The organism is Streptacidiphilus sp. PAMC 29251, assembly GCF_054208735.2.
The window spans coordinates 6,218,654-6,238,578 of the sequence record NZ_CM135725.2 but is presented as its reverse complement, the minus strand read 5'-3'; the positions used below and the strand labels follow the sequence as shown (position 1 = coordinate 6,238,578).

Genomic DNA, 19,925 nt, shown 5'->3' with positions numbered 1-19,925 from the left:
CCGGGTGGATCAGCGGACGTACTGCTTGAGGATCTCGGTCTCCAAGGAGATTCCCAAGCCGGTGATCTCCACGTTCGACCCGAACGCATAGGACCGGACGCTGCGGTACTTCCCACCCTCGGGCTCGGTGTGCACGACCGTCTCGCAAGAGTCCCGGTCGATCAGCAGATACACCGGGACGCCCGACTCGGCGTAGGCCGCCGGCTTCTCGACACGGTCCCGTCGGTCCGTGTCCGGATCGTAGGAGGTGACCTCGGGAAGGGAAATCGAGCTCTCGCTCGGACCCGGCGGTTAATTCGGTGGCCCGGTGCGGAGTGGGCCAGCATGCTGGCCGCGATGAGTGCTGACGAGCCTGCTGACTCCACGACCCGCTGGTACTACGCGCACCCCGGCACCGTCGAGGGGGCGCTGCAACGAGGACGGGGCGTCGGCGCGCTCTGGGCGCGGCGGGACCCGCAGGGGGCGGAGCTGGTTCTGGCCACCATGCGGCGGGACCACCGCTGGGACTGGTCGGTCGACGAACGGGACACCTACCTGGCGCGGCTGGTCCGCGACCTCGGTATGGACCCCACCCCGATCGTCACCCAGCTGTGGGAGTCGGACGACGTCGCCAGGAGCGACGACGGGAACGCCTTCGAGGTCGCGGCGGGGGTGCTGGCCGCGTTGGCCCGGGTCGGGTACGGCGACGCGGAGCAGCAGTTGCTGCGCTATGTCCGTGAGGGACGGCGTTGGGTGGACGTGCTGCAACTGATCGCGTCGGAGTGGCCGGCCGAGCGCTGGGTCGGGCTGCGCGGGACTGCCCTGGCCCGGTTGTCCGCCGGGCCCAAGCCCCAGGGGTACCAGGAGGATTGGTGGGGACAGTCCGAACCGTGGGCGACCTGGGAGACCCGTGCTCCCGCAGCCCCCGTGCCCCGGCCCCGCCCGTTCGAGCGCTCCGACGAGACCGAGCTGCTCGCTGTCCTGGCCGAACCGGAGTCGTCCACCGGGTCCAAGCGGGACGCGCTGTTCGAACTCGCCCGAAGGCCGCCGCAGCCGGCGCTGCTGGATCTGGCGCCGAGCCTCACCACAGGTTCCCCGCCCCGCCCGGTATCGGGGCTGATCAAGGCGATCCTCGGCCAGGGCCCGGCCGCACTGCCCCAGGCCCGCGCCTGGCACGCCGACCCGGCATCCGGACTGGCCGGCCCCGCCGTCCTGGTGCTGGCCGAACACGGCCAGGAGCAGGACATTCCGAGGCTGATGGCCCATTGGCGGCTGCTGCGGCGGAACCGCCAGTGGTGCGGCTACCACGTCCTCGCCGACGGGCTGGCCCGGCTGGGTCCGGCCGCCGTCTGCGCACTGCCTGCTCTGCGCGGCATGTACCGCTGGACGCCGCACTCCTACGAGCGCCCGGCCGCGCTGCGGGCCCGGCTCGCCATCGACCCGCGCGGCGCGGAACGCACCCTGCTGCATGGTCTCTGGGACAGCGAGAGCGGGGTCCGGCTCATCGCGGCGCGACAGGTGCCGCTGGTACCGCGCTCGATCGCACGCCTCACCGCACTGTGCGACGACACGCTGGAGACTGAGGACGTCCGCGCGGCCGCCGAGGCCCGGCTCGGCGGCGACTCTGCGCAGAAGTGACGCCGGGTCCGGCCTCGGTCGGGACGGCCTCGGTCGGACCGGCCTCAGTCGGAGCGGCCTCAGTCGTCGGAGGCGAGGCGGTCCAGCCACTCCCGCAGCAGGTGCTGCTCCGCGCCGCTGAGGGTGGTCTGCTCGGGCAGTGCGGCACGCAGGGCGCGGGCCGCGCCGGCCGGGCCGGCGTCCTGCACGGCCGGCTCCTGGTTGGTCACGGCGGCGACCATGGACTCCCGAAGGGTGGTCAACAGGGCCGGATTGCGCCGGTCCTCGGGCAGGGACAGCCAGGTGAGAACCGCGCCGCGGGCCGTGGCGTGGATGATCATGGCCGCGAGTTCCTCGTCGACCCGGAGCCAGCCGCCCGCGGCGAGCCGCCGAATGCGGCCCATCAACATCTCCATGCCGGCCTTGAGGGCGGCCGACGTGGCGCTGGTGGGCTCGCCGTACATCAGCGTGTACAGCGCGGGATTGGCCAGACCGAACTCGACCGCGACGTCCCAGCCGGCCCTCAGGTCCTCGATCAGGTCCGCCGGGTCGGGGTCGACGTGCTTGGTCGCGAGAAACGCGGCGAAGCCGTGCTCGGCCACCGCTTCGAGCAGCCCTTCCTTGTCGCCGAACAGCCGGTAGATGGCCGGCGCCTGCACGCCTGCCGCGACCGCGACCGCACGGGTGGTGACCGCGTCGCGGCCCTCGCGCGCCAGCAGGCCGGCGGCCGCCTCGACCACCCGCTGCCGGGTGGCGTGCGCGCGGTTCAGGGCTGCGAGGTCGGACTCGACGGCGGTGGCACCGTTCCTGTCGCGTGAACGTGGAGGCATGTAGCAACGATACAGCGATGGTGGTTCCAGCGCTATTTCCAGTGATACGCTATTCGTGATTCCACTGGAACCAGAGCACTGGAGCGCATCATGATCATCGTGACCGGAGCCACCGGACAGCTCGGACGTCAGATCGTCGAGCGGCTGTTGACCCGCGTACCGGCCGACCGGATCGGCCTCAGCGTCCGCGACCCGAAGAAGGCGCAGGCATTCGCCGACCAGGGGGTACGGGTGCGGCACGGCAGCTTTGCCGACGCCGAGAGCCTGGCCCACGCCTTCGAGGGCGCCACCCAGGTGCTCATCGTCTCGGTCGACAAAATGGGCGAGGAATGCGTCACGCAGCACCGTACGGCGATCGAGGGGGCCGTCGCGGCGGGCGCCCGTCGCATCCTCTACACCAGCCAGATGGGCGCCAACGCGTCGTCACACTTCCAGGCGTGCCGCGACCACGCCGCCACCGAGGACGCGCTGCGCGCCTGCGGCGTGCCGTTCACCTCGCTGCGCAACGGCTTCTACACCGCCAGCGCGCTGCACTTCCTCGGCCATGCCGTGCAGTCCGGCGAGGTCGCGCTCCCCGCGGACGGGCCGGTCAGCTGGACCGCGCACGCCGACCTCTCCGACGCAGCCGCCGCCATCCTGGCCGACGAAGGCTGCTTCGACGGCCCCACACCGCCGCTCACCGGGACACAGGCGCTGACCTTCGACGACATCGCCCGCATCGCCACCGAGATCACCGGCCGGACCATAGCAAGGACCACCGTGCCCGACGACCACTTCCGGGAGCACCTGGTCGGCAGCGGCGTCCCCGCCGAGGCCGCAGACCAGTTGCTCGGCATCTTCACCGCCAGCCGCGCAGGCGAATTCGCCACCGTCGACCCGACACTGGCCACCTTGCTCGGCCGCGAGCCCACCCCACTGGCCGCGGTGCTGCGCGAGCAACTGCTCAGCGCTTGATCAGTGACTGATCACGACTGCAGCGGGTCGACGTTCCACCGCTCCGGCAGCCCGCTCCCGCAGAAAGCGCAGCTGAAGTCCCCGTCCCTGACGATGTTGTGCTGCTCGCACTGCTCGCAGCGGCGGAAGACAAAGGCGTAGCTGAAGCCGTCGGGACGGCCGATCCCGGCACCGTCCAGTGCCGACGCAACCGCCGGCCAGCAGTCGAGGTCCGGGCAGTAGCCGGTCGACTGATTGCTGACCTCGCTCACCGCCCAGTCGGCGGGAGCTTTCGGTCACAGTGGCGAGCAGCTACGGCCATTGCCACACACCGTCCGAGGTGAAGAGTTCGGCCACCGCGCCCGGCTCCCCGAGATCGAGCCTGCACACAAGCTCCAGCACCAGCCGCTCGTAGGCCCGTTCCGCCAGCAACCGACTCATCGGGTCGAGATCTCCGTCATCGATCATCGCGCGATGCTGCCAGGGCACCGCCGGAGCCGACGAGCCGTTTTCACACGAGATCGCGCCGCCCGCCGCCCGCCGCGGGTAAATCGTTTCTGCTTTGCGCTTCGGTGCGTCAAGATCGGCGCGAGAAGCGGCAGTACGGGCGGCAGGTGGAGGCGAGCGGTGGTCATGGGACCCGAACCCCGACTGATTCTGGTCTGCGGACTCCCCGGTGCGGGGAAGACCACACTGTCCAAACAGCTGGCCGGCGAGATTCCAGCGGTGCGCCTCTGTCCTGACGAGTGGTTGACCGGGCTCGGCTTCGACCTGTTCGAGGGAGATCCCCGCGACCGGCTGGAAGCACTGTTCTGGGACCACACGCAGGAACTGCTCAAGCTAGGACAGACCGTGATCCTCGAGTTCGGCTTCTGGGGGCGGGACGAGCGGGACGCCAAGCGGCTCACCGCCCGCGCCCTCGGCGTCCCGGTCGAACTACGTTATCTGGACGTGCCGGTGGATGAGTTGTTCCGACGGGTCACGGCCCGCTACCGGGACAGTCCGAGTGGCACTGTCTCGATCCCCCGCGAGCTGATCGAGGCTCAGGCGAGGGATTTCGAGGCTCCGGGGCTCGAAGAACTCGCCCTCTTTGACGAACCCCGCCCCTGAACTGAGACAGTGGATCTACTGCTCTGACACTGCACCAAACACTGCTCTGACACCCCTCGGCGGCAAAGGACTGTGACCCGGTGGACGAACGCGCCTCGCTGACCGAGCGTTTCGAGGGACACCGGCCCCATCTGCGGGCGGTGGCCTACCGGATGCTCGGCTCGCTCAGCGAGGCCGACGACGCCCTCCAGGACGCCTGGCTGCGGGTCGATCGCGCCGACACCAGTGAGGTCGAGAACCTCGGCGGCTGGCTGACCACGGTGGTGGCCCGGGTCTGCCTGAACATGCTGCGTTCGCGCGAGCATCGGCGTGAGGATCCGCTGGACGTCCAGGTGTCCGAGTCGATCACCAGCCAGGAGGCCGGCGGCGATCCCGAGCAGGAGGCCGTGATGGCGGACTCGGTCGGGCTGGCCCTGCTGGTGGTGCTGGACACGCTCACGCCGGCCGAACGCCTCGCCTTCGTGCTGCACGACCTGTTCGCCGTGCCCTTCGACGAGATCGCCCCGATGATCGAACGCACCCCGACCGCGACCCGGCAGCTCGCCAGCCGGGCCCGCCGCCGGGTCAAGGGCGGCGACCCGGTTCCCGCCACCGACCTCGGCCGCCAGCGTGCGGTCGTCGAGGCCTTCCTCGCCGCCACCCGCGGCGGGGACTTCGACGCGCTGGTCGCGCTGCTCCATCCCGGTGTGGTGCTGCGCGCAGACCGGGCGGTCGTGCCGACCCCCGAGCCCGTCCTGGTCAGCGGTGCCCACACCGTGGCCAAGGGCGCGATGGGTGCGATGGAACGGGCCCGGTCCACCCAGCCGGCGCTGGTCAACGGCGCGGTCGGGCTCGCGATGGCGCGCCTCGGCCGACTGTTCCTGGTCCTCAGCTTCACCTTCGAGGACGGCCTGATCACCGAGATCGACGTGATCGCGGAACCGGACCGGCTGGACCTGCTCACCCTCGGCGTGCTGGACGACTGAGCCCGACCGGTCCGACCCACTGCTACCCGACCCAGCTACCGCTGCTACCCGAAGGGCGCGGCGACCACCTCGGCGGTGCCGGCGAGGTGGACGCCGATCCCGGCCAGATCCGCCAGCCGTTCCTCGGTGGCCTGGGACACCGCGTCGGTGACGACCACCGTGCGGAAGTCCCGCATGCTCGCTTCGAACAGCGTCGCGCGCGGGCAGTTGGGCAGGTTGCAGCCGGCGACCACGGTCGTGCTGACCTCCCAGCCGCGCAGCAGCTGCTCAAGTCCGGTGCGGTGGAACGCACCCCAGCGGGGCTTGAACAGCACGACCTCCCGCTCGCCCAGATACTGCGGCGCTCCGGCCAGCAGGGCCGCCGGGTCCAGCTCGGCCATCCGGTCGCCGAGGACGGCGGGGTCCAACTGGCTGCCGGGCGTGCCCGGGGCGGTGAGCCGCAGGCCGGCCTCGACCGCCGCCCGGCGGGGCAGGTCCACGTCGCTCCCGCCCGGTTCGCTGAGGCGGACGATGTGGACGATGGGCCGCCCGGCCGCGCGGTACGCCCCGACCAGCTCCGCCAGTCGCGGAAGCACCGCGGTGGTGCCCGGGATCGTCAGCGGACCCTGGTCGAGGAAGTCCTGCTGGACATCGATCAGCAGGAGCGCGGAACTGTCCCAGAGCGGCGCTGTGTAGTCCATGCACATGATCGTAGTGAGAGAGTCAGGGCCCACAGAAGTACAAGAGCTGGTCCGGGGTGGCGACCAAGGGATCCTTCCTGCACAGCGACTCGATCGCCCGCACCCGGGGGTCGTTGCCGACCAGGGTGTCCGCCCCGGGGAGTACGGCCCAGGAGACCTTTCCCTGCTTGATCAGTTGCGTCACCTGGGCAACGGACGGGTAGGGCACGTCGCCGGTGAAGCCGCCGATCGGTTGGATCGAGCTGACACCCTCCACCACGTAGTTCGACGCCTGCGACGATCCGAAGACCAGCATCTCCCGGTGATCGCTGTCCGTTTCCTGCTGGATCTTCTGCCCGGCCACCCTCAGCCGTGACCAGAGCGCCGCCGACATCGTCGGCAGAATCACACCCCCGTACCCGCCTCTGATCTTGCTCCGGGCGATTCTGGCCGCCGGGGTCGGCTGGGCGAACGTCCCTACCGAGGCGAACGCCGTGTCGAAGGGCCCACCCCCGCGCTCCAGCAGCCAGCCACTGGCCGCCAACGGTCCGATGAGGGCTGCCGCCAGGGCAACGGCGGCGGCCAGGCCCGCGACCAGCGGTCGGGCAGTCCGGAGCCGGCCGGGGAGGACAGCCGCGGCCGCCGTTGCCAGGACCGTGCAGACTCCCAATGCCATGACCAGGAAAGTATTGTGACTCTTCATCAGAAGGACAGCGGTGGAAGCCCCCTGAGTGATCGCCAGCACAGCGAGGACGACCACCGCCCGGCGGCGGCCGGATCGGGCCGCCTTCCAGAGCACGGCCAGGCCCATTCCCGACAGGGCGGCGATCGCCGGGACGAGCGTGGCCAGGTAGTAGTCGTGGATGACGCCCGCGCTGCTGAAGGCCACGCCGTAGAGCAGCAGCCAGCTCGTCCACAGCAGGGTGCCGGCCCGTAGCGGGTCGCCGCGGCCGGCCCGGCGCCGGACCCGGAGCAGCACGGCGGCGCCCAGCACCGCGCAGGGCAGGAACCAGGCGGTGTCCGGGGCCAGCACGCCGACGAACAGACGGTCCCAGCCGGCCTTGGAGAAGGTCGAGGGCGGATACATGCCCGCCCCGTACGCCGGCTCCCAGTTCTGCGCCGCGATCTTCAGCGCCTCGGGGCTCGGGGTGCCCAGGGGCTTCAGCCCGAACTGACTGCCACTGTCACTGCCGCTGTCGCCGTCGCCGTCGCCGAAGCGGAGGCTCCCGTTGTAGCGGAAGACCTGCTCCACGATCGAGTTGTGGGCACTCCCGTCGACCACCGGCCGGGACGAGGCGGGCGTCAGCGCGAAGGCGCAGACCCAGGTCAGCGACAGTGCCACCGCCAGCAGGGCCACCGCCCCGGCCCGGAGCAGGGCGCGGACGCGTTCGGACCGGCCGACCGCTCCGGAGCCGGCCAGCAGCGCGATCACCAGGGCCGGCAGCACCAGCCAGGCCTCGGTCATCTTCGCCTGGAACGCCAGCGCCACCCAGAACGCCGCCGCGTACGCCGAGCGCCGCCGGTTGTCGACCACGACCCGCAGCACCGCGTCCGCGGCCAGGACCAGGCAGAGCAGGAACAGCGGCTCGGAGAGGTTGCCGCGGGTCGAGGCGATGGTGACCGGGCTCGCGGCCAGGACGGCCGCGGCGACGAGGGCGGCACCCGTGCCGGAGGTGCGCCGCACCGCCCGGTAGAGCACCAGCACCGTCAGCGTGCTCTCCACCACCTGCGGAAGCACCATCGACCACGCCGCGTAGCCGAACACCCGGACCGACAGCGCCTGGATCCAGAACGCCCCGGGCAGTTTGTCCAGGGTGATGGTGCCGTGCGGGTCGAAGGCGTCGTAGAAGAAGTCGTGCCAGTTGGACGACATGCTGCGCACACCGGCCGCGTAGTAGGCCTCAAGGCCCTCGGTGCTCAGCGACCAGGCGTACGCGCCGGCCGCGGCGGCGGCGATCAGCACCAGCAGCAGGCGCGGCAGTGTGCATGCGGCGCGCAGCCGTTGCCACAGCCGCTGCCGCAGCGGGGTGCGGAGGGGGGCCGGTGGAACCGGTGGAACGGGCAGCGGCTGGGCAGCGTCGTCGTTCTGGGCGTCGTCGTTCTGGGCAGTGTCGTTCTGGGCAGTGGTGATGGTGTTTCGACGCGGCGGCCGCGACTCCTGCGTCGGCCACCGCTCCCCCCTTCGAGCAAGCATCTTCCACCGGCCAGGCGGGGTGATCAAGCCATATCCGGTGCCGATTCGCACCCGCCCCGGTCCGGCCCTCCCCCGTGGGGCCGGACCGGGGCTTTCCGCGGGAGTCCGCGGCGGTCAGCGGTGCAGCGTCCCGAACAGGTACTCCGCGCCGGTGCCGACGCCGTCGGAGTACGTCGCTGGTGCCGGGACCAGCCACTGGCCCCGCCCGGAGGCGTGGGCCAGGGACCGGGTGCCGCCGGAGACCGTGTAGGTGTACGAAGCGGTGGCGCTCGCGTTGCAGTAGAGCCCATGTGCCGCCAGCCGCACGGTGCTTCCGTCCGCGGTGGTGAACGTTCCGTGCTTCTCGATCGGACCGCAGCCGTCCGCGGCGAACGCGCTGTAGCCGATGTGCACCTCGAAGGTGCTGGTGACGGCGCCGAGGCCGGGGAGGGTGCCGGTGACGTGGTCGGTCAGGCAGGCGTCGGCGGCCGGGGTGCCGGCCGGGCAGGCGTGGAAGTCGAACGACCCGGCCAGGGCGACCGACACCGGGGGCGCCGAGAGCGCGGCGTGATGCCCGGCCAGGGCCGAAGCCGGAGTCCAAGCCGGAGCCGCGGCGGAGGCGGTGCCGGCCATGGCGGCCACCCCGGCCAGGGCCAGTGCGATCATTGCCGTGCGGCGGACATTGAACGGACCTGACAAGACTGACCTCCGGAGCGATGGACTCGGCAACTGCCGTGCCCAGCTTTGGGGTCGGCGGCCCGGACCGTCCAATACCGGATACTTTCCGCCCGATAGGCAGGGCTTATGGGCTCTGCGGGCTCCAAGGGCCCTACGGGCCCTACGGGCCCACGGGCCCACGGGCCCACGGCAGAACGAGGAGGACCGCGTGGACCTACGCCTGCTGCGCTACTTCGTGGCCGTCGCGGAGGAGCGGAGCTTCACCGCCGCCGCCCGCCGGCTCCATGTCTCCCAGCCCGCGCTCAGCCAGCAGATCAAGCTGCTGGAGCGCAGCCTCGACGCCGAACTCCTGGACCGCTCCACCCAGCCGCTGCGGCTCACCCCGGCCGGCTCGGAGATGCTGACCGGGGCGTACCGGCTGCTCCGCTCCGTCGAGGACGTGGACCGCACGGTACGGGCCACCACCAGCGGCCAGGCCGGGGTGCTCCGGATCGGCACCACCTGGGGTGGCCTCTACGACCTGCTCCTCCCGGCGCTGCGCGCCCTGCGGGCCGACCGGCCCGACATCCAGCTGCCGGTCACCCAACTGGGCGGCCGGGACCAACTGGCCGCGCTGCGCCGGGACGAGGTCGATGTGGTGCTGCACCGGCACACCCACCGGGATTCCTTCGACGGCATCGAGCGGACCGTGCTGTTCGACGACCCGCTGATCGCGATCCTGCCGCTGGGCCATCCGGCCGGACGGTCCGGGCGGGTGCGGCTGGCCGACCTCGCGGACGAGCGGTTCGTCATGATCGGCCGTCAGGTCAAGCCGCTGGTCTTCGACCGCTGCGTCCAGCTGTGCCGCGAGGCGGGGTTCCAACTCGACGTGGTGGACGAGGTGCTGGAGCCGATGGGGCTCGCCCTCGCGGTCGCCAGTGAGGGTGTCGTCTCGCTCTCCGGGGCGGGCATGGCCAATCGCTACCCGGGGCTGGACTATCTGCTGGTCGATCCGGTGGTGGGGATCGCCGAGGTCTCCGCGGTGTGGCTGCCGACCTGCCGCAATGCGCTGCTGCGGCCCTTCCTCGACGCCCTGGACCCGTCCATGTACGCGTTCGGGCCGGCCACCCGGGCCGCGGGCGTCTGAACCGGCCCCGGACGAGCCAGGCGAAAGGGCCCGGTGGGCGGAGGCACCAAGTGATGCCCCCGCCCGTAGCCGGACCAGCCGGAGCCGGACCAGCCGGGGCCGGGCCAGCCGGGGCCGGGCCGGGCCGGCCAAGGCCAACGCCGGGTCAGCCGGTGGCGGCCAGGGCCCGTACGAAGGCGTTGCCGTCGATCGTGCCCAGGCCCGAGGCCAGGTCGTAGCCGCGTCCGGCCTGGTAGCCGGTCACTCCGGCGAAGGAGTTGTCGCCGGTGGTGACGTCCACCTCGCCGCTGAACCGCGAGGGCAGGTGGGCCAGGCCGTACAGGGCCGGGTTGATCAGGCCGAGCCGGTGGCCGGCCAGTTGGTCGGCCAGGGCGACCACGCCGGAGAAGATCGGGGTCGCCTCACTGGTGCCGCCGACCAGGCCCCAGCCGACGTCGGTGGGGTCGAAGGACTGGTACGTCCAGGCCGCGCCGTCCACCGCCGCGCTCATGCTGATGTCGGGGGTCCCGCGCTGCGCGCCGACCACCTTGCGCACCCCGTCCTGGTACCAGGGACGGGCGAACACGGCGGACACCCCGCCGCCGCCCGCGCCGTAGCCGTCGTTCCAGACCACGTCCGGGGAGAGCCGGTTGCCCTGCTGGTCGAGGTTCAGCTCGGTGCCGCCGACGGAGGTCACCAGCGGGTCGGAGGAGGGCCAGGAGTTGACCTTGTACGGGTACAGGTCCGAGCCGTTGCTCTGGGCGTCGGTCACGCCGTCGTCGCCGCTGGCGGCCAGCACCGTGACGTTGTGCGCGTAGGCGTCCTTGAAGGCGTAGCGCAGGTTGGTCAGGGACTTGGTGTTGCCCTGGTCGAAGCCGGGGAAGGTGTTCTCGGTGGCGTCGAAGCTCTGCGAGATGACGTCGCCCACGCCGTGGTCGATCAGCTTCTGCTCGGCCTTCATCATCTCCGGGAGCCCGGTGGTGCCCTCGGTCTCCGCGACCGGGGTCTCCACCAGGACGATCTTCGCGCCGGGGGCTATCGAGTGCGCGTACTCGACGTCGAGGGTGGTCTCACCGGCCCAGCCGGTCATGTCGCCGTTGGTGGGGTCGAACGGCGGCACGTCACCGGCCTTGACCACGTCGACCTTGGTGTCGGGCAGGCCCCACTGCTTGTCGAAGACCTGCAGGTCGTGCTGGATGGTCGGCGAGCCGTAGGAGTCGACGATCACGATGGTGCGGCCCCGGCCGGTGATCCCGCGCGCGTAGAGCGGGGAGAGGTTGTACGCGGTCCGGTACTGCAGCGGCGAGTAGCAGTGGATCGCGTACTTGGCGACGCACTGCGCGGTGGTGATCGGCGCGGTGAGCACCCGGACCAGCCGCGGTCCGGCGGCGGCGGGGCGGACGTCGGCCCGGCCGGTGCTGTGCGCGGCGACCGCGGCGCCGCCCGGAGCCGCGGCGGAGCCCAGGACCAGGGCGGTGGCCCCGGCGGTCAGTATCGCGACCGCCGTGCGTGCCGTCGTGCGTGAGGTACGAACCGAGCGCCGTGCTCCCGGGGTGGTGGGATTGCGTGACATGGGACTCCTTGCGTGGGGAGGACCCGTCCTCGACGGTTGTGTCCCCCATGACAGCGACTGTGGCGGGTCCGCGTCAGGAGAAATGTCGAATCGTGACCTTCCACCACGCACCGGGGTGTCAGGGACCGCCCTCCGCGACCCCTCGTGCGGCCCGGGCGAAGCGGCTACAATACGCGATATGTCGCGACGAGATCTGGTCCCGGACCCCACTGACCCCGGCGTCCCGCCCGCGGTTCCCGCGCCCCTGGCCGCACCCCCTGCCGCGCACGCCCTCCGTGCCTCGCACGAGGACCGGGACGAGGTCGTGGAGCAGCTCCGGGTCGCCGCGGGCGACGGCCGGCTCACCGCCGAGGAGCTGGACGAGCGGCTGGAGACGGCGCTGAACGCCCGCACCTACGGCGAGCTGGCGGTGCTGCTGCAGGATCTGCCGACGACCGCCACGGCCGGCAAGGGCCTGGCCAAGCCCGCCGGGCCCGCGCCCGAGGTGGTCCGGCTCCAGGCGAACCACAGCAACCTGCGCCGGGTCGGCCCCTGGGCTGTGCCGCTGCGGATGGAGGTGGAGGCCAAGAGCGCCAATGTGCTCGTCGACTTCACCGCGGCCGTGATCGCACACCCCGAGCTGGACCTGGTGGTCTCGCTGCACAGTGCCAATCTGCGGCTGGTGGTCCCGGCCGGCGTGGTGGTGGAGGTGGACGAACTCGCGGTCCGCAGTAGCAATGTGCAGCAGCGGGTGGCGTACCCGCCGGGCGCCCCGGCCGTGCTGACGATCCGGATCTCCGGCGACGCCAAGAGCAGCAACGTCCAGGTCCGCAGCCCGCATCTGGGCTTCTGGACCCGGCGGCAGGAGCGCCGCGAGGCGCGCCGGGAGCGCCGGCTCGAACGCCGTCGGCAGCGCCGTCAGTCGCTGGCCGCGTAGCGCCAGGCGCCGCCACGTAGATCATCTCCCCGTGGGTCGGGAACTGGAAAGAGTGTTGACAATTAATTGGTCTAGTCCAAAGATTGTCGATGTCCTACCAGAGGTCTCTACCAGTAACACCCCCACAGGAGAGCCCAGATGAGACGACCCACCCCCAAGCGCACCCTGTTCACCGCCCTGGCCACGGTCGCTGCCGCGGCCAGTGCCCTGGTCGGGACGGCGACGGCGGCGCATGCGGCGGCAACCCCACTGCCGGCCCATGTGTCCGCGCCGTACTTCGAGGCCTACAACGGCGACAGCCTTTCCGGGCTGGCCACCTCGTCCGGCAACAAGTACCTGTCCATGGCGTTCATCCAGACCGCCAGCAAGGGCTCCTGCACGCCGCTCTGGAACGGTGACACCAGCCTGCCGATCGCCGCCGCCAACTTCGGCAGCGACATCAGCTCGATCCAGGCCAAGGGCGGGGACGTCATCCCCTCCTTCGGCGGCTACACCGCCGACGACACCGGCACCGAGATCGCCGACAGCTGCACCAACGTCAACTCCATCGCCGCGGCGTACGAGAGCGTCATCACCACCTACAACGTCACCAGGATCGACCTCGACACCGAGGACAACTCGCTCACCAACACCGCCGGGATCGACCGCCGCAACAAGGCGATCGCCCTGGTCGACAGCTGGGCCGCCAGCAACGGGCGGACCGTCCAGTTCTCCTACACCCTGCCGACCACCACCAGCGGCCTCGCGTCCAGCGGGCTCGCCGTGCTGCAGAACGCGGTCGCGAACAACGCCCGGGTCGACGTGGTCAACCTGATGACCTTCGACTACTACGACGGCGCCAGCCACGAGATGGGCACCGACGCCGAGAACGCCGCGACCGGCCTGCACAGCCAACTCGCGTCGCTCTACCCGTCCAAGACCTCCGCGCAGCTCTGGGCCTCGATCGGGATCACCCTGATGCCCGGCGTGGACGACTTCGGCACGGCCGAGACCACCACCGTCGCCGACGCCAAGAACGTCGAGAGCTGGGCGGCCGGCAAGGGCGTCGCCAGCCTCTCGTTCTGGGCGCTGCAGCGGGACAACGGCGGCTGCCCCGGCGGTACGGCCGGCTCCGACAGCTGCTCCGGGATAGCCCAGGGCACCTGGGACTTCACCAAGGCACTGCTGCCGTTCAATGGTGGGACGACCGTCCCGACCAATGACTTCTCGGTCGGCGTCACCCCGGGCTCCGGCTCCATCGCTCCCGGCGCCTCCACCACCGCGAGCGTCAGCACCTCGGTGACCTCCGGCAGCGCCCAGTCCGTCAGCCTCAGTGCGAGCGGAGCCCCGGCCGGGGTCACCGTCGCGGTCAGCCCGGCTTCGGTCACGGCCGGCGGCAGTGGGACGCTCACCGTCACCGCGGCCAGCACCGCCGCGGCCGGAACCTACCCGATCACGGTCACCGGCAGCGCCGCCTCCGGCAGCCACACCGCGACCTACTCGCTCACGGTCACCGGTACCACCGGCGGTGGCGGCGGCGGCTCGGGCTCGCTGGTCAACGGCACCTTCGAGACCGGCAGCCTCAGCCCGTGGACCTGCCAGTCCGGCGGCGCGATCGTCAGCACCCCGGTGCACGCCGGCAGCCACGCGCTGCTGGTCGCCCCGACCGCCTCGCAGACCGGGCAGTGCGCCCAGACGCTGACCCTCAGCCCCAACCACAGCTACACGCTCAGTGGTTGGGTCCAGGGCAGCTACGCCTACCTCGGCGTCAGCGGCGGCGCCACGGCCAGCACCTGGACCAGCAGCAGTGCCTGGACCAAGCTGACCGTGCCCTTCACCACCGGCGCCAGCGGAACCGTCACCGTGTACGTCCACGGCTGGTACGCCCAGGGCAACGTCTACGCCGACGACCTGTCGGTGAGCTGAACCACCAGCAGGAACCGCTAGCCAGCACGACCAGCTAGGCCGCACGCACCGGAAGGTCGAGGTGCACCAGGCCGGCGATGCCGAACACCAGCATCACCGACTCGGTGCCCCCGACCTTCCGGCTTGGGTCGGCCGGCAGCAGGATCGACGGGTCCTTGGTCGCGGACCCGGTCGCGCCCGGCGCGTCGAATCCGGTGCTGCTCCCCGAGTCCAGCAGGATCCCGGCCGTGGTCAGCGGGCCGGTGGCGGCGCTGCCGCCCTTCAGCGTCGCCTGGCCGCCGCCGGCCACGGACACCACCGCCAGGTGCTCGGCAGCGGGCCCCAGATTGCGCACCGTCAGATCCACGTACGCCGTGCCGGCCGGGTCGATCCTGACCGAGGCGGTGTCGATCTGCAGATCCACATTGCGCGCCTTCATGCTCAGCGACACCCCGTCCGCGCTGGTGCTCAGCGTGGTCTGCGCCGCCCCGGGCACGGTCCGCTGGACCCCGGCGTCGCTGCCGGCCGAGCAGCCGGCGGCGAGGAACGGGAGCGCGGCCGCGAGCAGCGCGGCAGTGGTGGCGCGGCGGACCGCGTGCAGTGCGCCGGTGGGGCGGAATGCGGTTTCTCGGCTAGGCATATCGCCATTATCGTCCTGCCCCCGCCGCGCATTCACAGCGCCCCCCGCTGAGCCATACGCATGAACACTCCGTGTCGCAGTCAGGACTTCGCCGACGGTTCGCCAAGGATCACTCGTAGGACAACACCATGGGCGGACGGTCATATCGACGCGTTCCTGGTACACCGTCACATCGAAGGAGATTTACATGCGTTCCGTCAGCAAGGCCGGACTTCTTCTGAGCGCCGCGGGTGCCCTTCTCATCGCCGGCGCCGGGGTGGCCAGCGCGGACAGCAACGCCTACGGCGCTGCCTACGACTCGCCCGGCGTCCTGTCCGGCAACGTGATCCAGATCCCGGTGGACGTTCCGGTGAACGTCTGCGGCAACTCGGTCAACGTGATCGGCCTGCTCAACCCGGCCTTCGGCAACCGCTGCAGCAACGGCGGCGGCGACGACCAGCAGCAGCAGGGTGGATGGCACCACAGCGTGCACCTCACCAACTGGGACAACCACAACTGGGCGCCGCACAACTGGCACCACGAGGGTGACAACGGCGACTGCGCCGGCGACAACTGATCCAGGCCGAAGCAGGCTGATCCAGCCCGAGACGGCAACAGGCAGGCCCCCCGCAACCGCGGGGGGCCTGCCTGCGTTCGACCGGAGGTGGAGACAGGAGTTGAACCTGTGTACATGGCTTTGCGAGCCACTGCCTCACCCCGAATCCACCGATGAATGACCTGTCCGAGGCCTGGACATAACGACGCGGATGCCCTCTGACCTGGGACGATGGGACTTCCTACAGAACCAAGTCGCCAGAACGAGAGAACATCCGCGAGATGCAATCCTGCCATGCCGCCACAGCGGTTTCCGCCGTCTTCGACGAGCCGAACCTGATCGCCGATGCCGGGCTGCTGTCGCTGGTCCGGCTGGCCGAGCGGGCCGGCCTGCGGCAACTGGCCGCGTCCGCGCTCCGCATCGAGGGCGCCGACAACAGCGGCGGAGCCAACCCGGCCGCCAAAGTGATGTCGCTGATCAGCGCGATGTGCGCGGGCGCGGACAGCATCGACGACGCGGCGCGGCTGCGGCACGGCGCGATGGACCGCGCCTTCACCTCGGTCCGCGCGCCCTCCACCCTGGGCACCTTCCTGCGCTCCTTCACCCACGGCCACAACCGCCAGCTCCACCGCGTTCACCGCGACTTCCTGGCCCGACTGGCCCGCAGCACCCCACTGCTGCCCGGCGCCGACACACTGATGTTCATCGACATCGACCCCACCCACCGCCGCGTGTACGGCCACGCCAAGCAGGGCGCGCAGGTCGGCCGCCTCAAGGGCCAGCGCACCCTGCACCCGATCCTGGCCACCCTGTCCACCCCGATCGCCCGGCCCGTGATCGGCGCGGTCCGCCTGCGCCGCGGCAAGGCCGCCGACGTCCGCGGAGCCGAGAGCTTCGTGAGCGAGGCCCTGGCCATAGCGAAGGAGACCGGCGGCACCGGGATCCGCCTGGTCCGCGCGGACAGCAAGTTCTACACCGCCGACGTGGTCGCCGCCTGCCGCCGGGCCGGCGCCCGATTCTCCCTGACCACCGGCATGAACCCCTCCATCGCGGGCGCGATCTCCCGCATCCCGCAGGAGTCCTGGACGGCGATCCGCTACCCGGACGCCTTCGTCGACCCCGACACCGGCGAGATGGTCTCCGACGCCGAGGTCGCCGAGATCCCCTACACCGCCTTCACCGGCCGAAGGAAGTCCGAGCACGTCACCGCCCGGCTGATCGTGCGCCGGGTCCGCCGATTGAACGCCGAAGTGGCCCAGGGTCAGGGCGAGTTGTTCACCGCCTGGCGTTACCACCCCGTCTTCACCGACAGCTCCTTCGCGGTGCTGCAGGCGGAACTGCACCACCGGCAGCACGCCGTGGTGGAGCAGGTGATCGCGGACGGGAAGTCCGGGCCTCTGGCCCACCTGCCGTCCGGGAACTTCCAGGCCAACGCCGCGTGGCTGACCCTGTGGGCGATGTCGCACAACCTGCTGCGGGCCGCCGGTGCGCTGACCTCGGTCTTCCACGCCAAGGCCACCACAGCGACCCTGCGCGCCCACCTGGTCCACGTCCCGGCCCGGCTCGCGCGCACCGCGCGCACCAAATTGACGGTGCATCTGCCCGAGCACTGGCCCTGGCGCGACGCCTTCACCGCCCTGTTCGAGGCCGTCCACTCCCCACCGCCGCGCCCGGCGGCCTGACCGCCACAAGATCCCGCACCGCGACGGCCCGACGGCCACCGGCGACAGCGCCACCAACCGCTCCCGACCCCGCACAACCCTCGGACAGGCCGCGACCCGCGCACGGCGGCTACCGCACACCCTCAACCTGTTGCCCCCAGCGGCCGACCGTCCACGGGCAGGAGAGCAACCCCGAAATGATCAGCCGGTGGATTCGGGCTCACCACTCGGCCACTCCACCGGGAAACATCGTTATTCTACGAACTGTCACCGGTGGCAGAAATAGCGGCGCGCCGCCGCCGTAAAAGATTCAGCTGACCAGTTCATTGACGCCGGCCACGGCGTCGCTGCCGGCCTTCACCGTGTTCTGCACGGCTCCCACTTTCTGGCCCACCTTGGAGCCGATGGCGCCCTCCGCGACCGGCACCACGTAGTGGGCGGCGGTTCCTGCGGCCTGGGCGGCGGTGCCCAGGGCCCTTCCGGAGTCGAGAGCCTGGGCGGACGGGGCCGCGGCGGCGAGGAGCGCGGTGCTGGCGGCGGCGAGTGTGACGAGGCGAAGTGCGTTCATGCCACCTGTAACGTGCGAGCGCCGCAGAGGGCACGGTCGGATCGTTCCGGAACGATGATCAGCCCGGCTACGCCGTCCGTATGAACACGCTTGCGGAAACGCCCAGGTCACCGCCAGGGTGGAGGGCATGCACCGGACGGCCCTGGGCGGGGTCCCGGAGCACAGCTGGGAGCCTCCATTCCCTGCGCACCGGAAGCCCCCGACCGACACCGGGGGCTTCCGCATGTCCGACCAGCTCCAAGCGGGTCCGCACAGGTCTGCGCAGACCCGCGCGGCAGCGCTGCGGCCCGCCCCGGTGCAGGGGGCGGGCCGCAGCGCGGTGGACCGGAGGGGCGGAAGCGGTCAGCCCTCGTTGTGGCAGACGTTGCCGAAGGCCGGGTTGACCAGGCCGATGACATTGACGCTGTTGCCGCAGAGGTTGACCGGCACGTGCACCGGGACCTGGATCGCGTTGCCCGAGCCGACGCCCGGGGAGTGGAACGCGCCACCGGCAGCGGCGCTGCTGGCGGAGGCAGCGCCGGCGCCGGCCGCGATCAGGCCCACGGCGGCGGCGGCGACGAACATGACGCTGTTCTTGCTGGTGCTCAAGACGGTGCTCCTTCAGGAACGACAGGGGTGCTGCGCGTCCGGGACAGGACGACTGCCCGCTCCAACGCGCCGGACTGCCGTCCGGCAACGCGCAAAGGGTGATCGTCACTCAAACGCGTGACCGTGACGGGCAAGCCGCCAGACCGTGACCGACCCCGCGCCGGGCTAGCGCCAGCTCTGCCGGACCACCAGTTCGACCCACTCCCGGTCCCGCTGGCCCGGCAGCATCAGCCCCCGCAGCTGCCACTCCCGCACCAGCTGGCTGTAGACCGGCTCGTCGGGGCTGGGCGACGCGTGCCGGCCCCGGTCGGAGAACTCGGGCGCGGCCGCCGGGGCGAGCGCGGGTGAGGCGAGGGCGGGCGGAGCGGGAAAGGCGGGGAACAGGTCGGCGGGACTGATCCGGGACCAGCGGGGCTCGGGCATGCCCGGCCAACGACGCGTCAGCCGCCGGAGTATCACCCGTTGGTCCGCACGGATGAACCCGGCAGGCGTCCGGGTGAAGAACTCCACCGGCCGTGACCACGGAAGCGGCGGGCACGTTTCGATGGACATCCACCGGGACACCTGATCCTTCCCGGTCTTTGAGAGGACCCCACTGTGAACAGCAAGCGCAGCATCTTCGTCGCCGCGGCCGCCGTCAGCCTGCTCGCCGGCGGCGCCGGTGTCGCCGCCGCCAGCAGCGACGCGGCCGGCACCGCCGCGGGCTCCCCCGGCGTGCTCTCCGGCAACGACATCGCCGTCCCGATCCACATCCCGGTGAACGTGTGCGGCAACACCGTCGACGTCATCGGCCTGCTCAACCCGGCCTTCGGCAACACCTGCCACAACGCGGGCTGACACCACTCCAGCTCGCCGCACCCCCGCGGGGCACGGTCCGCACCGGTACACCGGGCGGACCGTGCCCCGCCTGCCGTTGTCCGGCAGCCGTCCGGGCGGCCGACGGGGGTCGGGCGCCGAACACCGGAACCCCGTCGCCACCACCACGCGCAGGCAACGACGCCGGGGCCCGCGGGGACACGGAACCGGTCCCGGCACTGGGCCGGACGGGTGGCGGACGGCCGAGCCGTGACGCGTTTGAGTGACGATCACCCGTTGGGCGTTGCCAGGGGCGGGGTTGCCGCGTTGCACAGGCCGTCGTCCCAACCGGATGTACGAGCAACTTTCATTCCATCAAGGAGCACGGTCTTGAACAGCAGCAAGCGCAGCATCTTCGTCGCCGCCGCAGCAGTGAGCCTGATCGCCGCCGGTGCGGGTGCCGCTTCCGCCAGCAGCGACGCTGCCGGTGGCGCGTTCGCCTCGCCCGGCGTGCTGTCCGGCAACCTGATCCAGGTCCCGGTGCACGTCCCGGTCAACGCCTGCGGCAACACCGTCAACGTCATCGGCCTGCTCAACCCGGCCTTCGGCAACCACTGCGAGAACTGGGGCTGATCCCACCCCCGCGCCACTGCGGCCTGCCCCGTTCCTCCGGGCAGGCCGCAGTGCTGCCTGGACCCTCCCGGGGGGACGGGCCG

The 19,925-nt window shown here is 71.3% G+C and carries 22 protein-coding genes, 1 tRNA gene and 1 pseudogene; 11 read left to right on the top strand and 13 right to left on the bottom strand.

What is annotated here, in order from left to right; translation table 11 throughout:
* Window positions 1–9: 9 nt before the first annotated feature.
* Window positions 10–267 (bottom strand): Uma2 family endonuclease, encoded by a 258-nt coding sequence (locus ACXKR8_RS29800; RefSeq protein ID WP_458275109.1) that lies wholly within the window; start codon window positions 265–267, stop codon window positions 10–12.
* A gap of 69 nt (window positions 268–336) precedes the next feature.
* On the opposite strand from ACXKR8_RS29800, the gene ACXKR8_RS29795 reads away from it, so the two are divergent.
* Complete coding sequence (locus ACXKR8_RS29795) at window positions 337–1,617, top strand: hypothetical protein (RefSeq protein ID WP_458267665.1); 1,281 nt, start codon at window positions 337–339, stop codon at window positions 1,615–1,617.
* 59 nt (window positions 1,618–1,676) lie between these two features.
* Here the strand turns inward: ACXKR8_RS29795 and ACXKR8_RS29790 are convergent, their stop codons facing one another.
* On the bottom strand, window positions 1,677–2,426 hold the full coding sequence (locus ACXKR8_RS29790) for a TetR/AcrR family transcriptional regulator (protein ID WP_458267664.1): 750 nt from the start codon (window positions 2,424–2,426) through the stop codon (window positions 1,677–1,679).
* Window positions 2,427–2,516: 90 nt separating this feature from the next.
* Here ACXKR8_RS29790 and ACXKR8_RS29785 point away from each other — a divergent pair, with 90 nt between their 5' ends.
* Complete coding sequence (locus ACXKR8_RS29785; RefSeq protein WP_458267663.1) at window positions 2,517–3,380, top strand: SDR family oxidoreductase; 864 nt, start codon at window positions 2,517–2,519, stop codon at window positions 3,378–3,380.
* 11 nt (window positions 3,381–3,391) lie between these two features.
* Here the strand turns inward: ACXKR8_RS29785 and ACXKR8_RS29780 are convergent, their stop codons facing one another.
* Window positions 3,392–3,631: a hypothetical protein gene (locus ACXKR8_RS29780; protein ID WP_458267662.1), complete on the bottom strand. Its 240-nt coding sequence runs from the start codon at window positions 3,629–3,631 to the stop codon at window positions 3,392–3,394.
* A 43-nt stretch (window positions 3,632–3,674) separates the two neighbouring features.
* A pseudogene (locus ACXKR8_RS29775) lies at window positions 3,675–3,827 on the bottom strand (nuclear transport factor 2 family protein); the annotation flags it as partial.
* Between the two features lie 165 nt (window positions 3,828–3,992).
* On the opposite strand from ACXKR8_RS29775, the gene ACXKR8_RS29770 reads away from it, so the two are divergent.
* Both ACXKR8_RS29770 and ACXKR8_RS29765 read left to right on the top strand, forming a co-directional pair.
* A complete protein-coding gene (locus ACXKR8_RS29770; RefSeq protein ID WP_458267661.1) occupies window positions 3,993–4,469 on the top strand; it encodes a P-loop nucleotide/nucleoside kinase family protein in 477 nt (158 codons plus the stop codon).
* A gap of 80 nt (window positions 4,470–4,549) precedes the next feature.
* Complete coding sequence (locus ACXKR8_RS29765) at window positions 4,550–5,434, top strand: sigma-70 family RNA polymerase sigma factor (RefSeq protein WP_458267660.1); 885 nt, start codon at window positions 4,550–4,552, stop codon at window positions 5,432–5,434.
* 44 nt (window positions 5,435–5,478) lie between these two features.
* On the opposite strand, the gene ACXKR8_RS29760 is transcribed toward ACXKR8_RS29765, so the two are convergent.
* The 3 genes from ACXKR8_RS29760 to ACXKR8_RS29750 all read right to left on the bottom strand — a co-directional run bounded on the left by ACXKR8_RS29760 (window position 5,479) and on the right by ACXKR8_RS29750 (window position 8,965).
* Window positions 5,479–6,114 (bottom strand): cysteine hydrolase family protein, encoded by a 636-nt coding sequence (locus ACXKR8_RS29760; protein ID WP_458267659.1) that lies wholly within the window; start codon window positions 6,112–6,114, stop codon window positions 5,479–5,481.
* A gap of 22 nt (window positions 6,115–6,136) precedes the next feature.
* On the bottom strand, window positions 6,137–8,287 hold the full coding sequence (locus ACXKR8_RS29755) for an ArnT family glycosyltransferase (protein ID WP_458267658.1): 2,151 nt from the start codon (window positions 8,285–8,287) through the stop codon (window positions 6,137–6,139).
* 114 nt (window positions 8,288–8,401) lie between these two features.
* Entirely contained in the window at window positions 8,402–8,965 is a 564-nt protein-coding gene (locus ACXKR8_RS29750; RefSeq protein ID WP_458267657.1) for a hypothetical protein, read from the bottom strand.
* A gap of 187 nt (window positions 8,966–9,152) precedes the next feature.
* Here ACXKR8_RS29750 and ACXKR8_RS29745 point away from each other — a divergent pair, with 187 nt between their 5' ends.
* Window positions 9,153–10,070 (top strand): LysR family transcriptional regulator, encoded by a 918-nt coding sequence (locus ACXKR8_RS29745; protein ID WP_458267656.1) that lies wholly within the window; start codon window positions 9,153–9,155, stop codon window positions 10,068–10,070.
* Window positions 10,071–10,215: 145 nt separating this feature from the next.
* On the opposite strand, the gene ACXKR8_RS29740 is transcribed toward ACXKR8_RS29745, so the two are convergent.
* Entirely contained in the window at window positions 10,216–11,622 is a 1,407-nt protein-coding gene (locus ACXKR8_RS29740) for a S53 family peptidase (RefSeq protein ID WP_458267655.1), read from the bottom strand.
* A gap of 178 nt (window positions 11,623–11,800) precedes the next feature.
* Here ACXKR8_RS29740 and ACXKR8_RS29735 point away from each other — a divergent pair, with 178 nt between their 5' ends.
* On the top strand, window positions 11,801–12,538 hold the full coding sequence (locus tag ACXKR8_RS29735) for a DUF1707 SHOCT-like domain-containing protein (RefSeq protein WP_458267654.1): 738 nt from the start codon (window positions 11,801–11,803) through the stop codon (window positions 12,536–12,538).
* Between the two features lie 138 nt (window positions 12,539–12,676).
* Window positions 12,677–14,443, top strand: a complete 1,767-nt coding sequence (locus ACXKR8_RS29730; protein WP_458267653.1) for a carbohydrate binding domain-containing protein — start codon at window positions 12,677–12,679, stop codon at window positions 14,441–14,443.
* Between the two features lie 34 nt (window positions 14,444–14,477).
* Here the strand turns inward: ACXKR8_RS29730 and ACXKR8_RS29725 are convergent, their stop codons facing one another.
* On the bottom strand, window positions 14,478–15,062 hold the full coding sequence (locus ACXKR8_RS29725; protein WP_458267652.1) for a hypothetical protein: 585 nt from the start codon (window positions 15,060–15,062) through the stop codon (window positions 14,478–14,480).
* 187 nt (window positions 15,063–15,249) lie between these two features.
* On the opposite strand from ACXKR8_RS29725, the gene ACXKR8_RS29720 reads away from it, so the two are divergent.
* The gene (locus ACXKR8_RS29720) at window positions 15,250–15,618 is read left to right on the top strand and encodes a chaplin (protein WP_458267651.1); all 369 of its coding nucleotides are present in this window, start codon (window positions 15,250–15,252) and stop codon (window positions 15,616–15,618) included.
* Between the two features lie 85 nt (window positions 15,619–15,703).
* Here ACXKR8_RS29720 and ACXKR8_RS29715 read toward each other — a convergent pair.
* Window positions 15,704–15,769: transfer RNA gene (locus tag ACXKR8_RS29715), tRNA-Cys, on the bottom strand.
* A gap of 109 nt (window positions 15,770–15,878) precedes the next feature.
* On the opposite strand from ACXKR8_RS29715, the gene ACXKR8_RS29710 reads away from it, so the two are divergent.
* Window positions 15,879–17,279, top strand: a complete 1,401-nt coding sequence (locus ACXKR8_RS29710; RefSeq protein WP_458266600.1) for an IS1380 family transposase — start codon at window positions 15,879–15,881, stop codon at window positions 17,277–17,279.
* Between the two features lie 289 nt (window positions 17,280–17,568).
* Here the strand turns inward: ACXKR8_RS29710 and ACXKR8_RS29705 are convergent, their stop codons facing one another.
* The 3 genes from ACXKR8_RS29705 to ACXKR8_RS29695 all read right to left on the bottom strand — a co-directional run bounded on the left by ACXKR8_RS29705 (window position 17,569) and on the right by ACXKR8_RS29695 (window position 18,837).
* Window positions 17,569–17,826: a hypothetical protein gene (locus tag ACXKR8_RS29705; protein WP_458267650.1), complete on the bottom strand. Its 258-nt coding sequence runs from the start codon at window positions 17,824–17,826 to the stop codon at window positions 17,569–17,571.
* Window positions 17,827–18,168: 342 nt separating this feature from the next.
* On the bottom strand, window positions 18,169–18,390 hold the full coding sequence (locus tag ACXKR8_RS29700) for a chaplin (RefSeq protein WP_458275108.1): 222 nt from the start codon (window positions 18,388–18,390) through the stop codon (window positions 18,169–18,171).
* Window positions 18,391–18,579: 189 nt separating this feature from the next.
* Window positions 18,580–18,837 (bottom strand): hypothetical protein, encoded by a 258-nt coding sequence (locus tag ACXKR8_RS29695; RefSeq protein ID WP_458267649.1) that lies wholly within the window; start codon window positions 18,835–18,837, stop codon window positions 18,580–18,582.
* A gap of 174 nt (window positions 18,838–19,011) precedes the next feature.
* Between ACXKR8_RS29695 and ACXKR8_RS29690 the strand changes: the two genes are divergently transcribed.
* Window positions 19,012–19,251: a chaplin gene (locus tag ACXKR8_RS29690; RefSeq protein WP_458267648.1), complete on the top strand. Its 240-nt coding sequence runs from the start codon at window positions 19,012–19,014 to the stop codon at window positions 19,249–19,251.
* Window positions 19,252–19,599: 348 nt separating this feature from the next.
* The gene (locus ACXKR8_RS29685) at window positions 19,600–19,842 is read left to right on the top strand and encodes a chaplin (RefSeq protein WP_458267647.1); all 243 of its coding nucleotides are present in this window, start codon (window positions 19,600–19,602) and stop codon (window positions 19,840–19,842) included.
* The last annotated feature ends 83 nt before the right edge of the window (window positions 19,843–19,925 follow it).